The sequence below is a fragment of the Deinococcus sp. LM3 genome, from assembly GCF_002017875.1.
Taxonomy (GTDB): Bacteria; Deinococcota; Deinococci; order Deinococcales; family Deinococcaceae; genus Deinococcus.
Map to the genome: position 1 here is coordinate 1,202,914 of NZ_MUFV01000001.1, position 15,722 is coordinate 1,218,635.

Here is a 15,722-nt window from a genome sequence, read left to right on the forward strand (position 1 = left end):
TGTCCTGATGAGGCATGACTGATTCGAATTCCGGTGTGAAGGCAGGCAGTCTGACGGTGGGGCTTCTGGGGGCGTGGCGGGGTGAGGCGACCGATCCGGCCCGTTCCTTTCAGGGGCAGGTCGTCGTCTCTGATCTGGAAGCGCTTCCGGTGGGCACGGAGGTCGCGGTGCAGTTCCGGGATTCCGGGCGGCGCGTGACGGGCGCGCACGATCACGGCGCGTACGTGCTGAGTGCGCGGGGGCGCGAGTGGCCGGTGTCGCGGTTCACGGCCCATGCCAGCGCGGCCGGGCAGGTGCGGGACGACCGCGAGCCTTCCGGGGAGTGGGTGGCGGAACTCGTGAACCGCTGAAGGGCGCTGGCCTTGCGCGGAGCGCGGCGGGGTTCTACGCTCGGGCATGACCCCTGAGCTGCCACGCACGCCCGCCGCCCCGCGTCCCGAGGACCTGCCGCCCGCCGTGATCGTGGACGCCGCGCCGGACGATCCGCGTGTGGCCGGGCTGATGAACGCGCAGCAGCGTGAATTGCGGGCGCTGTACCAGGATACCGACGAGCGCACGGAGCCCTTCGATCCGATGGTCCTGACCGGGCCGGGGTGCGTGCTGCTGGCCGCCCGGCGGGGCGATGACCGCGCGCCGCTGCTGGCGTGTGGGGCGCTGAAACGCTGGGACGCGCAGTCGGCCGAGGTCAAACGCATGTACACGCTGCCGCAGGTGCGCGGGCAGGGGCTGGCGCGGGCGCTGCTGGAAGAACTGATCGTGCGGGGCCGCCGTGAGGGGTACGCGCGGCTGGTGCTGGAGACCGGGGATCAGCAGGAGGCGGCGCTGGCGCTGTACACGCGGGCGGGCTTCCGGCGCATTCCGAACTTCGGGTACTACGAGGGCGTGGAGAACAGCCTGTGTTTCGAGTTGCCGCTGGGTTCATGAACGCCGGCTTCACCGGGACTCAAGTGGACCTGAAGTGAACTCCCACGCCGCGCCGGGAGGAGTGTGGGACGGTGGGGCATGAACGATCAGCTGATCCGGGAGTGCATCGAGGCCTGTCTGGCGTGCGTGACGGCGTGCGAGGAGTGCGCCTCGGCGTGCCTGTCCGAGCCGGATATCGACATGATGCGCGGCTGCATCCGGCTGGACCGGGACTGCGCGGACGTGTGCGCCGTGACGGCGCGGCTGCTGATGCGTGGTAGCGACCTGCACGCGCAGGCGTGTGCGCTGTGTGCCGGGGCCTGCGCGGCGTGTGCGGCCGAGTGCGGTGGGCACAGTCACGATCACTGCCAGCGCTGCGCCGAGGCCTGCCGCCGCTGCGAGGAAGCCTGCCGGAAACTGGCGGCCTGAACGCCGTATCCGTGGGGGGAAAGCCGGTGGTCCGGGGGGTCCTGGGGCGGTCACAGCCGGAGGGTAGACTGGACGGATGACCCTCCTCTGCCCTGTGCGTACGTCTGGTGATTCACTGGACGTACGTTTCGCTTTGGCCTATACTGCACCGAGGTTGTTATGCTTCTAGCAGAAATTATCAGCGTGGGCACGGAACTGCTGTTCGGCGAGATCGTCGACAGTAACGCCGCGTTCCTCGCCCGTGAACTCGGGACGCGCGGCGTCACCCTGCACCGCAAGACCGTGCTGGGAGACAACCTGACCCGCCTGACCGACGCCATCGGCACGGCCCTGGACCGCGCGGATCTGGTCATCCTGGGCGGCGGCCTGGGCCCCACCGACGACGACCTGACCCGCGAGGCCATCGCCGCCGCCCTGAACGAGACGCCCACCGAGGACCCCGACCAGCTCGCGCACCTGCGCGGCCTGTTCGAATCCCGTGGGCGCACCATGCCCGACATCAACCGCAAGCAGGCGTGGCTGATTCCCAGCGCCGAGGCGCTGCCCAACCCGGTCGGCACCGCGCCCGGCTGGTTCGTGCGGACCACGCGCGGCACGCCGAAGCTGCTGGTCGCGCTGCCCGGCCCGCCCCGCGAGATGCAGCGCATGTGGCGTGAGCAGGTGCTGCCGCGCCTGCCGCTGCCCGGAGCGGCGCTGGAACACACCACCATCCACACCCAGGGCATCGGTGAAAGTACGGTCGCCGAACTGCTGGGCGACCTGACCCGGCAGGCGAACCCCAGCGTCGCCACGTACGCCCGCGCGACCGGCGTGGACGTGCGCGTGGCCGCCAGCGCCCCGGACCGCGATCAGGCGGCGGCGCTGCTGCACCCGGTCCGGCAGCGCGTGCGCGAACTGCTGGCCCGCTGGACCTGGGGCGAGGACGACCAGACGCTCGCCGGGGCCGCGCAGGGAGCGCTGCTGGGCCTCACGCTGGGCGTCATCGAGGCCGGGAGCGCCGGGACGCTGTGCACGCTGCTGGCCGACCAGCCGGGCTTCCTGGACGCCGCCGTCACGCAGGACCACGCCCGCCTGATCACGCTGGGCCTGACGCCCGTCACGCTGCGGGACCAGGGTCTCGTGAGCGAGCAGGCCGCCCGCGAACTGGCCGCCGGGGCGCGCGAACACCTGGGGGCCGACGTGGGCCTCGCGGTGGTCGTGGCGACCACGGGCGAACGGGCCGGGCAGGCCTTCGTGGGCCTGAACGTCCCGCAGCCGGGCGGCGCGCCGCTGGAGCGCACACTGCACGTCAACTGGCCCGGCGACGCCGCGCAGGTGCGGGAACGCGCCGCCGTGAGCGCCCTGTCGCTGCTGCGCGCCGCCCTGAGTGACCCGCCCGCCCCCACACCCGCCCCGACCGATTCACAGACCTCCGATTCACAGAACCGCACTGCCCCGGCCCCCGAACAGCGGCCCGAAGGAAGGACCGCATGAAGATCAAGAAGACCAACCGCCCGCCCCGCCCCGCCTCTACCCCCGCTTCCGCCCCGGCCAGCGAGCCCGGCGCGCTGCGGCGCACCGTCGCCGAGGCGCAGGCCGCCGCGCCGCGCCGTGACCGACCGGCCGGTCAGAGTGCAGCCGGTCAGGGTGCGGGCAACAAAGCGGCAGGCAACAAGGGCGCGGCCAGCCGGGGTGCAGGCAGTCGGGGTGCAGGCAGTCGGGGTCCGGACAGCCGGGGTCCGTCTGGCGGGAAGCCCGGCGAGAGCCGGGGCGCGAAACCGGCCCGGCCCGCCGGTCGCCCGGACGCCCGCCCCGCGAAGGACACGGGCAGCCGTGACGGCAGCCGCCCCGCCCCTGACGACGGACACCAGCCGGCCGGCACGCAGCGCCTGTTCTTCGCGCTGAAGGTTCCCGCGAACCTCGTCGGGCCGCTGCGGGAAGCGCAGCGCAAACTGCGCGGCAACTGGCGCCGGGTGGACGCCGACCAGCTGCACGTGACCCTGGCGTACCTGCCGGCGGTGCCGGTCGACCGCGTGGACGACCTCAAACGCCTGGGCGTGACCCTGATGCAGGACCTGGCGCCCATGCAGGTCAGTCTGCGCGGCACCGGCTACTACCCGAACGAGGGCAGCCCGCGCGTGTGGTTCGTGAAAGTCGAGGCCGAGGGCCTGCCGGAACTGGCGCAGGCGCTGCGGGACGGCATTCACGCGCTGGGTCTGGAAACCGACGATCAGCCGTTCAAGGGGCACATCACCCTGGCGCGCAAGAAGGGACCGGCGCCGCGCGTGCCGCCCCTGACCTTCACGCACGGCTGGCAGGCCGGCGGCGCGGTCCTGTACCGCAGCATCCTGCGTAAGACCGGCCCCATCCACGAGACCGCCAGCAGCTTCCGCTTCCGCGCGCCGCTGCCCACCGAGACCGACGTCCCGCTTCCCGACCCCAGTCCCGACACCCCACCGGCCGCACCGGCCGTCACCGACCCGCAGTAACCCCGAACCCCGCCACGACACCCGGCCGGCCCCAGCGGCCAGCAGGCAAGGAGACCCCATGAGCAAGGAAAAAGACATCACCGCCGCCCCCACCGATGCCAAGGAACGCGCCAAGGCCATCGACACCGCCATGAGCCAGATCGAGAAGGCGTTCGGCAAGGGCAGCATCATGAAACTGGGCGCCGAGAGCAAACTCGACGTGCAGACCATCAGCACCGGCAGCCTCAGCCTGGACCTCGCCCTGGGCGTGGGCGGCATCCCCAAGGGCCGCGTCACCGAGATCTACGGCCCGGAAAGCGGCGGCAAGACCACCCTGGCGCTCAGCATCATCGCGCAGTCGCAGAAGGCCGGCGGGACCGCCGCGTTCATCGACGCCGAACACGCCCTGGACCCCGTGTACGCCCGCGCGCTCGGCGTGAACACCGACGAACTGCTCGTCGCGCAGCCCGACAACGGTGAGCAGGCGCTGGAAATCATGGAACTGCTGGTGCGCAGCGGCGCCGTCGACATCGTCGTCGTCGACTCGGTCGCCGCCCTGACCCCCCGCGCCGAGATCGAGGGCGAGATGGGCGACAGCCTCCCCGGCCTGCAGGCCCGCCTCATGAGTCAGGCGCTGCGCAAACTGACCGGGATTCTCAGCAAGACGAACACTGCCGCCATCTTCATCAACCAGGTCCGCGAAAAGATCGGCGTGATGTACGGCAACCCGGAAACCACCACCGGCGGCCGCGCCCTTAAGTTCTACGCCTCGGTGCGCCTGGACGTCCGCAAGATCGGGCAGCCCATCAAGGTCGGCAACGACGCCGTCGCGAACACCGTGAAGGTCAAGACCGTGAAGAACAAGGTCGCCGCGCCCTTCAAGGAAGTCGAACTGGCCCTGGTGTACGGCAAGGGCTTCGACCAGCTCAGTGACCTCGTCACACTGGCCAGCGACATGGACATCATCAAGAAGGCCGGCAGCTTCTACTCGTACGGCGACGAACGCATCGGCCAGGGTAAGGAAAAGGCCATCGCCTACATCGCCGAGCGCCCCGAGATGGAAAACGAGATCCGCGAGCGCGTCCTGAGCGCCATCCGCACCGGCAACGCCCCGGAACTGCCCACCAAACCCGCCGCCATCGCCGAGTGAGGTCGATGGACGGAAGTTGATGGTTGATGGTTGAAAGGTGAGGGGGAGGGGCCGGTGAGCCTCTCCCCCGTTTCATGGCTTCCTGTTCGCGCCGGGGGCCTGCCATCTGGCTTACCCCGCCGTCCCTCTTTCGGCGGATGCCGCGTGCGTGCGGCGCGGCGCAGACTGGGCGCAGGCTTCGGGGTGGGGTTTCCGCGTGGGAGACATCGACAACCCACACCCAAGGTCAGAGCCCCCACCCGAGTGAAGGTGGGGGGCTTTTTCGCTGCCTGTGGCGGCAAAACTTACCGGCGGGCGAACTTCCAGGCGGCGGGCAGCAGCAGCGCGGCCAGCAGCAGCTTGATGCTGTCGCCGATGAGGAAGGGGGTCAGGCCGGCGGTCAGCAGGGCCGCGCCCTTCAGGCCGGTGATGGCGCCCAGGACGGGCAGGCCGATGGCGTAGATGAGGGCGCTGCCGGCCAGCATGGCGAGGCAGGTCCCCAGGAACCGGCGGTCCAGCCCGAAGCGTTCGACCAGGAAACCGACGAGCGCGGCGGCCAGCGGGTAGCTGATGACGTAGCCGATGCTGGCGCGCAGGCCGGTGCCCGTGGAGTTCATGAAGCCGCTGGCGCCGCCGGCGTACACGGGCAGTCCGGCCGCGCCGGCCAGCGCGTACAGCAGCACGGCGGCGAAGGCGCGTTTCCAGCCGAGGGCCGCGCCGACCAGCAGCACGCCCAGCGTCTGGAGGGTCATGGGGACGGGTTGCAGCGGCACCTCGGCCTGCGCGAGCAGCGCGATCAGGGCCGCGCCGCCGCCGACGAGCAGCAGGTCACGCGCGAGGCTGGGGGTGGGGGCGAGCTGGCGGGCCAGGGTGGGGTGGGTCAGGGTCATGGTGGTCTCTCCTTGGTGGGGTGGGGGCGGGGTGGGGGCCGGGAGTGGTCCGTGCGCTCAGGGTGCGGGGCCGCTCCCGGACGGTTCCGGGAGTTCCGGGGCGAGGCTGCCGACGAGTTGCACGTCCCCGGCGCTGACGGTGCGGGGGCCGTGCGCGGTCGTGACGATCAGGCTGCCCTGCGCGTCGAGGTCGGTCGCGACGCCCTCCAGGGGGCCTTCGTGCGTGTGGATCAGGACGGGGCGGCCCAGGGTGACGTTCGCGGCCCGCCAGGCGTTCAGGATGTCCGTGGCGGGCGCGGCCAGCCAGCGTTCCAGTTCGAGCAGCAGCGTGCCGAGCAGGGCGGCGCGGGTGGGTTCGGGGGTGCCGGGGGCGTGCAGGGCGCCCAGGTGCGCGGCGTCCTGCGGGGCGGCCGTGACGTTGATGCCGATGCCCAGGACGGCGCGGCGGGCTTCCTCGCCGCGCAGGTCGGCTTCGAGCAGGATGCCCGCCAGTTTGCGGCCGTTCGGGGCGAGCAGGTCGTTCGGCCATTTCAGGCCGCCCACGCCGGCGGCGCGCTGCACGGCGACTCCGGCGGCCAGCGGCATCAGCGGCAGGTCCGCGAGGGTCAGGGGGCCGCCGCGCAGGCTGCGGGTCAGCAGGACGCTGAAGACCAGGGTGCCGTGCGTGGTGTCCCAGGTGCGGCCCCGGCGGCCGCGTCCGGCGGTCTGGCGTTCGGCGACCGTGACCGCGCCGTGCGGGGCGGGGTGGGTGGGGTGGTCGGCCCAGGCGCGCAGGCTGTCCTGGGTGCTGGTGACGGTGCCCTGGTAGCGCATGGCCTGTCCCAGCGTGCCGCTGCGGGGGGTCAGGTGCGGGGTGGGCGTGCCGGGCGGCAGGGCGTAGCCGGCGCGGGTGACCTGGACGGGCACGCCGGCCTCGATCAGGTGGCGGGCCAGGGTGTTCACGGTGACGCGGTTCACACCGAGGGTCTGCCCGAGGGCGTCCCCGGTCTGGGGGCGTTCGGTCAGGAGGGGCAGCAGGCGGTCGGGCATTCGTTCAGTGTTTTATCCGCTTTGCTGAACGAAGGCAATGAACCGGGTTCAGACCGTGGTCGCGGCCGCGGCCGGAGACTGTGTCGTACACGTCACGGGCGCGTCAGCTGCATTTGCTAGACTGCGCGCATGACGATGGTGCGGCAGACCAAGCAGCGGGCGGCGGTGATCGAGGTCCTGCGGACCGCGCGGTCCCACCCGGACGCCGCGTGGATTCACGCGCAGGTGCGTGGGCAGTTGCCCAGCGTGAGCCTGGGGACCGTGTACCGCACGCTGGACGCGCTGGTTCGCGACGGCGTGGTGGTCACGCTGGAACGCGCCGGGCAGGCCACCCGTTACGACTACAAGCACGAGGGCGACGCGCACCACCACGCCGTGTGCCGGGGCTGCGGCGCGATCTTCGACGTGGACGCCGCCGTGGTGCCCACCCTGCCCGCCTCGGCCTTCCCGGCCGGGTTCCAGGTGACGGACGTCCGCCTGGAGTTCATGGGCGTGTGTCCGGGCTGTCAGGCGCAGGCCGCCGAGGCCGCCAGGGACTGAACCCGGCCAGCACCGGGCGCGGGGCGGTTCGTCCCGGCGGGCGGGCGGTACTCTGCCCGGTATGACGCCCGCGCCGCCCTCCCCTCCTGAAGTACAGGAGTTTCCCACCTACCGCCTGCCGACCTTCCTGCCGCCGTTCCTGCTGGGCTGGGGGGTGGGGGCCGCCCTGACCTTCACGGTGCGCGCGGTGGGCGGCGCGCTGCTGGGCGATCCCTGCGAGGGCCGCACGCTGCTGGCGCTGCTGCTGCCGCTGCTGCTGGGGCCGGGCGGGCTGGCGTTGACGGCCGCGAACTGGCGGCGGCCCCGCCGCGCGGCGCTGGGGCTGGGGCTGGTCGTGGCGTCGCTGCTGCCCGCGCTGTACGTGGGCGCGCAGGACATCGGGGAGTTGCGCCGCACCGGGTGCGCCGGCGGGTACGTGGTGGTGTCCCGCGTCGCTGCCGACGGTCAGCCGGGCGGCAGCATCAGCAGCCTGCGGCTGGAGGCCGGGTCGTCCGTGACGGTCACGGCGCGGGTGGGCGGGTACACCACGCAGACGCATCCGGGGGTGTTCACGGTGCAGGCGCAGACGGCCGCGCCGGGGGTGACGGTCACGCCGGGGCGCACGCAGGTGCGGGTGGGCGAGGACTTCCCCGTGACGGTCACGGTCCCGGCCACGACGCCCGTGAACACGTACACCATCGGCATCGGGGCGCGTGAGGCGGGGGGGGACCGACCCGCCGAGGCTGCCGGGACGCTGGAACTGAACGTGCGGCCCGCGCCGGGCACCGATACGCCGGGAACCAACACGCCGGCCACCCCGGCTGACCCCGCGCGACCCTGACCCGCGCTCCCCGGTCCAGGCTCCCGCTGCCGGGCGGGGACGGGGTGAGGGCAGGATGTAGAAGGGATGGTACGCTCGTTCGGTGGATGTGACGGAACTTTCCAGCATTGCCCTTCAGACGTTCCTGACGATGCTGGTCGTGATGGACCCTATCGGGCTGGCGCCGATCTTCATCGGGCTGGCCGGGAACCGCCCGAGCTTCGAGCGGCGGCGCGTGGCCCTGAAGGCCTGCGTGGTCGCGGGCATCATCATCCTGCTGTTCGGTCTGTTCGGGCGGGAACTGCTGGGGCACCTGGGCATCAGCCTCAGTTCGTTCCGGATCGCGGGCGGCATCCTGCTGTTCCTGATCGCGCTGGACATGGTGTTCGCGCGGCCCAGCGGCAGCAAGGAAACCGCCGAGGAGGAGCAGGAGGCGCAGCAGCGTGAGGACATCAGCGTGTTCCCACTGGCCATTCCGCTGATCGCGGGCCCCGGCACGCTGGCGAGCATCATGATTCTCGCGGCGGACGCGCACGGGTCGCCGCTGCTGCTCTCGGCGGTGTTCCTGGTGACGGCCGCCGTGCTGCTGCTGTGTTACCTGGCGCTGCGCCTGTCGGGGCAGATCGCGCGGGTGATCGGCCTGACCGGCGTGCATGTGGTCACGCGGGTGCTGGGCGTGCTGCTGGGCGCACTGGCCGTGCAGTACGTGGCCGACGGAACGCTGGAACTGATCCGGGGCGGCCTGAAGACCGGCTGGGTGCCCGGCACGCTGCCCTGGCTGGGCTGACCCCACTGATCCGACCCGCCCCCTGGTAGGCCATTCGCCGCAGGGTGTGACAGGAATCACTAAGCGTCCCAGCGCAACATTGACCTGACGGCCGCGCCTTAGAATGCCGTGCATGACCTCCAGAAAGGACGTGCAGGAAGACACCCGAATACCCCGTATCGCGGCCGACCTGAACGCGCCGCGTGTGCTGGTGCTGAACGCCTCGTACGAGCCGCTGCACGTCACGAGTGCCAAGCGGGCCATCACGCTCGTGCAGTACGGCGTGGCCGAGATTCTGGAGGACAGTGCGGACGTGGTCCGTTCGCCCAGCACCGTCATGAGCGTGCCCAGCGTGATCCGCCTGCGCCGCTACGTGCGCCGCCCGCGCGTGCACCCGGTGCCGTTCAACCGCCGCAACGTGCTGCGCCGCGACACCTTCGTCTGCCAGTACTGCGGTTCATCCGAGGAACTCACGCTGGACCACGTGCTGCCCCGTTCGCGCGGCGGGCGCCACACCTGGGAGAACGTCACGACCGCCTGCCGCGCCTGCAACCAGCGCAAGGGCAACCGCACCCCCGAGGAGGCCGCCATGCCGCTGCGGACCCGTCCGCGCGCCCCGACCTTCGGCGCGTACGCCCACGGGCAGTTCGCGCACTGGCAGCCGCAGTGGAGCCGCTACCTGGGCGGCTGACCCTGGCCCCCCGCGTGGCGGCCTGCCCGCTAGACTGCGGCATGAACCGTGATCAGGCGTACGCGTTGATGCTGGAGCACACTCCGTCCGGGTCGCTGCGGCGGCACATGCTGAACGTCGAGGCCGCCATGCGCGCCTACGCCCGCCATTGGGGCGAGGACGAGGAACTGTACGCCGTGGCGGGCCTGCTGCACGACTTCGACTACGAGGCCCACCCGGACGAGCATCCCGTCTGGGGCGTGGCGTTCCTGCGTGAGCACACCGACACGCCGGCGGAGGTGCTGGACGCGATCATGGGTCACGCGGCCTTCACGGGTACGCCCCGCGAGTCGCGGCTGTCCAGGACGCTGTTCGCGGTGGACGAACTGACCGGGCTGGTGCAGGCGGCCGCGCTGGTCCGCCCGGACCGGGACGTGCGGCAGGTGGAACTATCCAGCCTGAAAAAACGCTTTAAAAACCGGGCGTTCGCGGCGGGTGTCAACCGCGACGAGGTCGAGCAGGGCGCCCGCGAACTGGGCGTGCCGCTCGACGAGCACATGGAGCGGGTGCTGCGCGCCCTTCAGGACGCCGCGCCCGAGCCGGCCCCCACCTGAACGGCACGGGCTAAACCACATGGGCAGAGGGGACCGGGGCGTGTGGTCCGGTCCCCTCTGCTCACGCGGCCTGCGCTTACGGTCCGCGCGGCGGGAAGCGCACGAAGGTCATCCAGAAGGCCTCGAAGGCGCGCATGGCTCCCAGGAAGTTCTCGAAGCCCACGGGTTTGACCACGTACCCGCTGGCGTGGCGTTCGTACGAGGCGCGCACGTCGTCGTCCGCCTGACTGGTGGTGAGCATCACGACCGGGATGCTGCGCAGGTCCGGGTCGGCCTTGATCTCCTCCAGGACTTCCAGGCCGGTCTTGCGGGGCATGTTGATGTCCATCAGGATCACGTCGGGGCGGGGCGCGCCGCTGTGCTCGCCCTCGCCGCGCAGGAAGCGCATGGCCTCCACGCCGTCACGGGTGACGTGCAGGCGGTTGGGAACGCGGGCGTCCTCGAAGGCCTCGAGGGTCAGCAGGACGTCCGGCTCGTTGTCCTCGACCAGCAGAATTTCAATGGGATCAGTGATGGGTGTTGGGGTCATTGGGAGGGAGCCACGGGCAGCGTCAGGTGGAAGGTACTGCCCTGTGCCGGGACAGATTCGAGCCAGATGCGGCCGCCGTGGAACTCGACTATTTTACGGCAGATGGCGAGCCCCATGCCGTTGCCGGCGTACTGCTCGCGACGGTGCAGCCGCTGGAAGATGTCGAACACCCGCGCGTGGTACTCGGGCGCGATCCCGATCCCGTTGTCCTGTACGGTCACGCGCACGAACTCGCCCTCCAGGTGTGAGGTCACCTGCACGTGCGCCGCGCGGTCCTCGGCGCGGAATTTCAGGCCGTTGCTGATCAGGTTCGTCAGCAGCTGGATCAGCAGGGACGACTGGCCCAGCACGTGGTGCGGGGTGTTCCATTCCAGCGTGCCGCCCCCCTGATCCAGCGTGCCGCGCACGTTCTGCCCGGCGTCGCGCAGCAGGTCGTCCAGGGCGAGGCGCTCGAGCAGTCCCTCCTGGCGGCCCACGCGGGCGAAGCCCAGCAGGTCCTGGATCAGGCTGCGCATCCGCAGCACGGCGTCCTGCATGTAGTGCAGGTACTGGTCGGCGCGCGGGTCGAGCTGCCCCTGGTAGCGGCGGGCGAGCAGTTCGGTGTAACTGCCGATGGTGCGCAGCGGTTCCTGCAGGTCGTGGCTGGCGACGTACGCGAACTGCTCGAGGTCCTGGTTGCTGCGTTCGAGGTTCTCGATCAGTTCCCGCAGCTGCGCCTGGGCACGCTCGCGTTCCGTGATGTCCTGCACCATGACGACCGCGCCGCTGAGCTGCCCGGCCTCGTCGTGGGTGGGCGTGACCACGTACGCGACCGGCACGGCGTGGCCCTGTGCGTGCCACATGACGTCCTGCTCGACGCGGCGGGCCTGCCCGTCCTGCAGGGTCTGATGGATGGGGCATTCGTGCAGGTCGTACGTGCGCCCGTCGGCGTGGTGGTGGTGGACCAGCTCGTGCTGGGACGCGCCGATCATGCGCTCCACGCTGTAACCCAGCATCCGCGCGGCGGCCGGGTTGGCGAAGGTGGTCACGCCGTCCGGGTTCAGGCCGAAGATGCCCTCGCCGGCGGCGGTCAGCAGCAGGGTGCTGAACCGGGTCAGGTCGGCCAGCGCCACGGTACGTTCCTGCACGCGGCGCTCTAGGTCGGCGTTCAGGTCGATCAGCGCCTGCTGCGCGTCACGCACGGCGCTCATGTCGGTGTGGATGCCCACCCACTCGCGGATCGCGCCGTGTTCGTCCCGGACGGGCACGGCGCGGGCCTGCATGGGTACGTACGTGCCGTCGGCGCGGCGCAGGCGGTGCTCGGTCAGGTAGGGCTGCTCGGTCTGCACGGCCCGGTGCCAGTCGCGCAGGGTGCTGGCGCGGTCGTCCGGATGCACGGCGTTCAACCAGCCGGCCCCGCCGTACTCGCCGGGCGTCTGCCCGGTAAAGGCCTCCCAGCCGGGTTGCGGGGGCGGGAAGTGCCCGTCCGGGTAGGTGTCCCACACGATCTGCGAGGTCGCCTCGATCAGCGACCGGAAACGCTGCTCGCTGCGCTGCATCTCGCGTTGCAGCACGTACCGGTCCGTGACGTCCGCGAAGACGGTGGTGACCTGCTTGGGTTCGTCCGTGCCGGCCACGAGCCGCGGAATGGCCGTCACCTGCAACCAGCGCCACGTCCCGCTGGGCGGGTGGAAGATGCCCATCGGCACGTCCCGCACGACCTGACGGGTCCGCAGCGCCATGTAGGACGGGTGGGTATCGCCGGGAAAGGGACGGCCGTCCGGGTGGATGGCCTGCCAGCGCGGGTCCAGCGAGTCCCGTCCGGTCAGCTGCTCGGCGCTCAGGCCCAGGATGTCCGGGGCGGCGCTGTTCACCAGCAGGATGCGGCTGTCCGGGGACTGCACGGTCAGGCCCAGGTGCAGGCCGTCCATGAGTTCCAGCGCCACCTCCAGCGGGTCACGGGCGACGTGCAGGTGCAGCAGCACCCCGCCGCCCGACGGGGCGACCGTCACCAGGCCCGGCGCGGCGGTATCCACGACCTTCGCGGTGACCCGCGTGGTCTGTCCCGCCTGGGCTGCCCGCACCGCCTGACGTAACTGCGCGGCGCTGTCCTCGCTGAACAGCGCGCTCCAGTTCTCGCGGCCCTGTAACCGGTCCAGGCGGTCGGCGGCGGCGGCGTTCAGCGTCCAGTCGCCGTCCGGGCCGAGCCACGCGACCGGGTCGGGCAGCGCGGCCAGTAGCGCGCCGGCGTCCGCTCCGGCCACGGCGGGAAAGTCGTTCATGCGGCCGGTCAGCCGCGCAGGGCGTACCCGACGCCACGCACGGTGCGCAGCAGGCCGTAGCCGTCCAGGTCGCGCAGTTTGGCGCGCAGGTTGGCCATGTGGACGTCCACGACGTTGCTGCCCTCGGGCAGGCGGCCCTGCCAGATGTCCTGGCCGATCTCCTGGCGGGAGTACACGCGGCCCGGCTGGCGGATCAGCAGCGCCAGGATGTCGAACTCCTTGGGCGACAGGCGCAGCTCGTCGCCCTTGTAGGTCACGAGGCGCTTCTGAGGGTCCAGGGTCAGTTCGCCCATGGTCAGGCTCTCGGTGGTGCGCTGCCGGAGCTGCACCTTCACGCGGGCCAGCAGTTCGTCCGGGTGGAAGGGCTTGATCAGGTAGTCGTCGGCGCCCAGGCCCAGCAGGCGGACCTTCTCCTCGACGGTGTCGCGGGCGGTCAGCACGATGATCGGCACGGCGCTGTTCTTACGCAGGCGCTGCACGACGTCCCCGCCGTCGAAGTCCGGCAGGCCCAGGTCCAGCAGGATCAGGGTGGGTTGCTCCTCGCGCGCCTTGATCAGGCCGTTCATGGCCGAATCCGCGTGTTCCACTTCAAAACCGGCGTCCGTCAGGTCCATGCGCAGGACGTTGGCGATATCCAGGTCGTCCTCGATGACAAGAATGCGTTGAGAGCTCACGCACAGGATGATACCCCTTCATGAAGACCGGCGACGCTGAGCCTCCCTTCACGCTGTCGCCCCGACGCACAGTCCTGGCCCGCGCCCCCGCCCCGGCCGGTGGGGGCCGCGCAGACAGTGTGGTACGGTGAAGCTACCGCGCTCTGACCCTGCCCTGACGAGGGGGCCCGAGCGACACAACCGCATGACCCGCACTCAGGCCGCATTCCAGGCCCCGCCGTCTCACACAACCCGCCCGCGTCACCGCGACAGGCACCCGGAGTTTCCATGACCCAACCCAGCAAAGCCGCCCCGAACGAAGCGGGCGCCGCCCCACACCTCGAAGTCATCCCGCTGGGCGGGATGGGCGAGATCGGCAAGAACATCACCGCCTACCGCTACGAAGACGAGATCATGATCGTGGACGCCGGGCTGGCCTTCCCCGAAAGCCACCAGATGGGCATCGACCTGATCATCCCCCGCATCGACTACCTGCAGCAGAACGCCGGGCTGATCAAGGGCATGATCCTCACGCACGGGCACGAGGATCACATCGGCAGCCTGCCGTACGTCCTGCCGCGCCTGCCGCGCATCCCGGTGTACGGCGCGAGCCTCACGCTGGGGCTGGTGCGCGAGAAACTCAGCGAGTTCGGCATCAAGGACGGCGAGGTGGACCTGCGCGAGGTGCAGCTGACCGACAAGGTCCGCATCGGCACGCACTTCCAGGTGGAGTTCATCCGCATGACGCACTCCATTCCCGACAACGCCGGGTACATCCTGACCACGCCGGCCGGGGTGGTGCTGCACACCGGGGACTTCAAACTCGACGAGGAACCCAGCGACGGCAAGACCAGCGACCTCGCCCGCATCGAGCAGGCCGGGAAGGACGGCGTGCTGCTGCTGCTCAGCGACTCCACGAACGCCGAGCGTCCGGGCCGCACGGCCAGCGAGGCCGACGTGGCCCGCAACCTGGAAACCCTGATCGCCGGGATCAAGGGCCGCGTGTTCATGACGACCTTCGCGTCGAACGTGCACCGCATCCAGAACGTCATCAACATCGCGCACCGCCAGAGCCGCCGCGTGGTCATGGAAGGCCGCTCCATGCTCAAGTACGCGCAGGTCTCACAGCAGCTCGGGTACATGGAACTGCCCGAACCGTTCCTCACGAACGACGAGGTCGGCGGCCTGCAGGACCAGCAGGTGCTGTACGTCTGCACCGGCAGCCAGGGCCAGCCCATGAGCGTCCTGTCGCGCCTGGCGTTCGGGAATCACGCCAAGATCGCCCTGCGCCGCGGCGACAGCGTGATCCTGAGCAGCAACCCCATCCCCGGCAACGAGGAAGCCGTGAACCTCGTCATCAACCGCCTGTACGAGATCGGCGTGGACGTGTACTACCCCCCCACCTACCGGGTGCACGCCTCCGGGCACGGCAGCCAGGAGGAACTCGCCACGATCCTCAACCTCGCCCGGCCCAAGTACTTCCTGCCGTGGCACGGCGAGCCCCGCCACCAGATCAACCACGCCCGCCTCGCGCAGACCCTCCCCCGCCCGCCCAAGCGCACCCTGATCGCCAAGAACGGCGACGTGATCCGCCTGAGCCAGGACGAGTTCAAGGTCACGGGCACCGTGCCCGCCGGAGCCGTGTACGTGGACGGCCTGGGCGTCGGCGACATCGGCGACGACGTGCTGCTCGACCGCGTGAACATGAGCCAGGAAGGCATCCTGATCATGACGGCCGTGCTGCACCCAACCCCGCACGTGGAGGTCGTGTCGCGCGGCTTCGTGCGCGCCAACCGCGAACTCGACGGGCAGATCCGCAAGGTCGCGCTGGAAGCCGTCGAGCAGGGCCTGCGCGAGAAGAAACGCCTCGAAGACGTACGCGACGACATGTACGGCGCGGTGAGGCGCTTCGTGCGCAAGGCCACGGGCCGCAACCCGGTCCTGATTCCCCTGATCGTGGACTGAACGCCCACTTTCCCCGGCGGCCCCTGTCAACCGGCGGGGGCCGTCTGGTTGCGGGCGGCCTCTGCTGAAGGCCGGGCCTGTCCGGTGTGGTGGGCGGG

17 protein-coding genes are annotated in these 15,722 nt (G+C 70.8%); 12 read left to right on the forward strand and 5 right to left on the reverse strand.

The features are described from left to right. The first annotated feature begins 14 nt into the window (after positions 1-14). The 6 genes from BXU09_RS05595 to recA all read left to right on the forward strand — a co-directional run bounded on the left by BXU09_RS05595 (position 15) and on the right by recA (position 4,929). Complete coding sequence (locus BXU09_RS05595; protein ID WP_144011999.1) at positions 15-350, forward strand: hypothetical protein; 336 nt, start codon at positions 15-17, stop codon at positions 348-350. Positions 351-396: 46 nt separating this feature from the next. Beyond that, positions 397-924, forward strand: coding sequence for a GNAT family N-acetyltransferase (locus tag BXU09_RS05600; RefSeq protein WP_230274907.1), 528 nt, complete (start codon positions 397-399; stop codon positions 922-924). Positions 925-1,002: 78 nt separating this feature from the next. Next, entirely contained in the window at positions 1,003-1,332 is a 330-nt protein-coding gene (locus BXU09_RS05605) for a four-helix bundle copper-binding protein (RefSeq protein WP_055362835.1), read from the forward strand. A gap of 159 nt (positions 1,333-1,491) precedes the next feature. Beyond that, positions 1,492-2,805, forward strand: a complete 1,314-nt coding sequence (locus BXU09_RS05610; protein ID WP_078301093.1) for a CinA family nicotinamide mononucleotide deamidase-related protein — start codon at positions 1,492-1,494, stop codon at positions 2,803-2,805. Then, a complete protein-coding gene (thpR, locus tag BXU09_RS22095) occupies positions 2,802-3,800 on the forward strand; it encodes an RNA 2',3'-cyclic phosphodiesterase (RefSeq protein WP_078301095.1) in 999 nt (332 codons plus the stop codon). The genes BXU09_RS05610 and thpR overlap by 4 nt, the downstream gene beginning before the upstream one ends. A 58-nt stretch (positions 3,801-3,858) precedes the next feature. Continuing rightward, the gene (gene recA, locus BXU09_RS05620; protein WP_055362833.1) at positions 3,859-4,929 is read left to right on the forward strand and encodes a recombinase RecA; all 1,071 of its coding nucleotides are present in this window, start codon (positions 3,859-3,861) and stop codon (positions 4,927-4,929) included. 284 nt (positions 4,930-5,213) lie between these two features. On the opposite strand, the gene BXU09_RS05625 is transcribed toward recA, so the two are convergent. Next, positions 5,214-5,798 (reverse strand): biotin transporter BioY, encoded by a 585-nt coding sequence (locus BXU09_RS05625; protein WP_078301096.1) that lies wholly within the window; start codon positions 5,796-5,798, stop codon positions 5,214-5,216. Positions 5,799-5,855: 57 nt separating this feature from the next. Next, complete coding sequence (locus BXU09_RS05630; protein ID WP_078301098.1) at positions 5,856-6,827, reverse strand: biotin--[acetyl-CoA-carboxylase] ligase; 972 nt, start codon at positions 6,825-6,827, stop codon at positions 5,856-5,858. A 129-nt stretch (positions 6,828-6,956) separates the two neighbouring features. Between BXU09_RS05630 and BXU09_RS05635 the strand changes: the two genes are divergently transcribed. From BXU09_RS05635 to BXU09_RS05655, 5 genes are all read left to right on the forward strand, one after another. After that, complete coding sequence (locus BXU09_RS05635) at positions 6,957-7,367, forward strand: transcriptional repressor (protein WP_078301099.1); 411 nt, start codon at positions 6,957-6,959, stop codon at positions 7,365-7,367. Between the two features lie 61 nt (positions 7,368-7,428). Continuing rightward, positions 7,429-8,187, forward strand: a complete 759-nt coding sequence (locus BXU09_RS05640) for a hypothetical protein (RefSeq protein WP_240501038.1) — start codon at positions 7,429-7,431, stop codon at positions 8,185-8,187. An 82-nt stretch (positions 8,188-8,269) separates the two neighbouring features. Next, positions 8,270-8,953 carry a MarC family protein gene (locus BXU09_RS05645; protein ID WP_078301100.1) on the forward strand — a complete coding sequence of 228 codons (684 nt, stop codon included), beginning with the start codon at positions 8,270-8,272 and terminating at the stop codon, positions 8,951-8,953. A gap of 112 nt (positions 8,954-9,065) precedes the next feature. Beyond that, positions 9,066-9,623, forward strand: coding sequence for an HNH endonuclease (locus BXU09_RS05650; protein WP_078301101.1), 558 nt, complete (start codon positions 9,066-9,068; stop codon positions 9,621-9,623). Positions 9,624-9,664: 41 nt separating this feature from the next. After that, complete coding sequence (locus tag BXU09_RS05655) at positions 9,665-10,216, forward strand: HD domain-containing protein (protein ID WP_078301102.1); 552 nt, start codon at positions 9,665-9,667, stop codon at positions 10,214-10,216. Between the two features lie 76 nt (positions 10,217-10,292). On the opposite strand, the gene BXU09_RS05660 is transcribed toward BXU09_RS05655, so the two are convergent. From BXU09_RS05660 to BXU09_RS05670, 3 genes are read right to left on the reverse strand one after another with little or no spacing between them, the layout of a single operon-like run. Further along, positions 10,293-10,745 (reverse strand): response regulator, encoded by a 453-nt coding sequence (locus BXU09_RS05660; protein WP_078301103.1) that lies wholly within the window; start codon positions 10,743-10,745, stop codon positions 10,293-10,295. Beyond that, entirely contained in the window at positions 10,742-13,006 is a 2,265-nt protein-coding gene (locus BXU09_RS05665; RefSeq protein ID WP_078301104.1) for a PAS domain S-box protein, read from the reverse strand. Before BXU09_RS05665 ends, BXU09_RS05660 begins: the two co-directional genes overlap by 4 nt. An 8-nt stretch (positions 13,007-13,014) precedes the next feature. Next, positions 13,015-13,680: a response regulator transcription factor gene (locus BXU09_RS05670; protein ID WP_078301105.1), complete on the reverse strand. Its 666-nt coding sequence runs from the start codon at positions 13,678-13,680 to the stop codon at positions 13,015-13,017. 267 nt (positions 13,681-13,947) lie between these two features. Here BXU09_RS05670 and BXU09_RS05675 point away from each other — a divergent pair, with 267 nt between their 5' ends. Continuing rightward, positions 13,948-15,624, forward strand: a complete 1,677-nt coding sequence (locus tag BXU09_RS05675) for a ribonuclease J (protein WP_078301106.1) — start codon at positions 13,948-13,950, stop codon at positions 15,622-15,624. Positions 15,625-15,722 lie beyond the last annotated feature (98 nt).

What these genes read in the sequence shown, in the direction of transcription:
- BXU09_RS05595 (WP_144011999.1), top strand. Translation starts at nt 15, where the DNA reads ATGACTGATTCGAATTCCGGTGTGAAGGCAGGCAGTCTGACGGTGGGG.
- BXU09_RS05600 (WP_230274907.1), top strand. Translation starts at nt 397, where the DNA reads ATGACCCCTGAGCTGCCACGCACGCCCGCCGCCCCGCGTCCCGAGGAC.
- BXU09_RS05605 (WP_055362835.1), top strand. Translation starts at nt 1,003, where the DNA reads ATGAACGATCAGCTGATCCGGGAGTGCATCGAGGCCTGTCTGGCGTGC.
- BXU09_RS05610 (WP_078301093.1), top strand. Translation starts at nt 1,492, where the DNA reads ATGCTTCTAGCAGAAATTATCAGCGTGGGCACGGAACTGCTGTTCGGC.
- thpR (WP_078301095.1), top strand. Translation starts at nt 2,802, where the DNA reads ATGAAGATCAAGAAGACCAACCGCCCGCCCCGCCCCGCCTCTACCCCC.
- recA (WP_055362833.1), top strand. Translation starts at nt 3,859, where the DNA reads ATGAGCAAGGAAAAAGACATCACCGCCGCCCCCACCGATGCCAAGGAA.
- BXU09_RS05625 (WP_078301096.1), bottom strand. Translation starts at nt 5,798, where the DNA reads ATGACCCTGACCCACCCCACCCTGGCCCGCCAGCTCGCCCCCACCCCC.
- BXU09_RS05630 (WP_078301098.1), bottom strand. Translation starts at nt 6,827, where the DNA reads ATGCCCGACCGCCTGCTGCCCCTCCTGACCGAACGCCCCCAGACCGGG.
- BXU09_RS05635 (WP_078301099.1), top strand. Translation starts at nt 6,957, where the DNA reads ATGACGATGGTGCGGCAGACCAAGCAGCGGGCGGCGGTGATCGAGGTC.
- BXU09_RS05640 (WP_240501038.1), top strand. Translation starts at nt 7,429, where the DNA reads ATGACGCCCGCGCCGCCCTCCCCTCCTGAAGTACAGGAGTTTCCCACC.
- BXU09_RS05650 (WP_078301101.1), top strand. Translation starts at nt 9,066, where the DNA reads ATGACCTCCAGAAAGGACGTGCAGGAAGACACCCGAATACCCCGTATC.
- BXU09_RS05655 (WP_078301102.1), top strand. Translation starts at nt 9,665, where the DNA reads ATGAACCGTGATCAGGCGTACGCGTTGATGCTGGAGCACACTCCGTCC.
- BXU09_RS05660 (WP_078301103.1), bottom strand. Translation starts at nt 10,745, where the DNA reads ATGACCCCAACACCCATCACTGATCCCATTGAAATTCTGCTGGTCGAG.
- BXU09_RS05665 (WP_078301104.1), bottom strand. Translation starts at nt 13,006, where the DNA reads ATGAACGACTTTCCCGCCGTGGCCGGAGCGGACGCCGGCGCGCTACTG.
- BXU09_RS05675 (WP_078301106.1), top strand. Translation starts at nt 13,948, where the DNA reads ATGACCCAACCCAGCAAAGCCGCCCCGAACGAAGCGGGCGCCGCCCCA.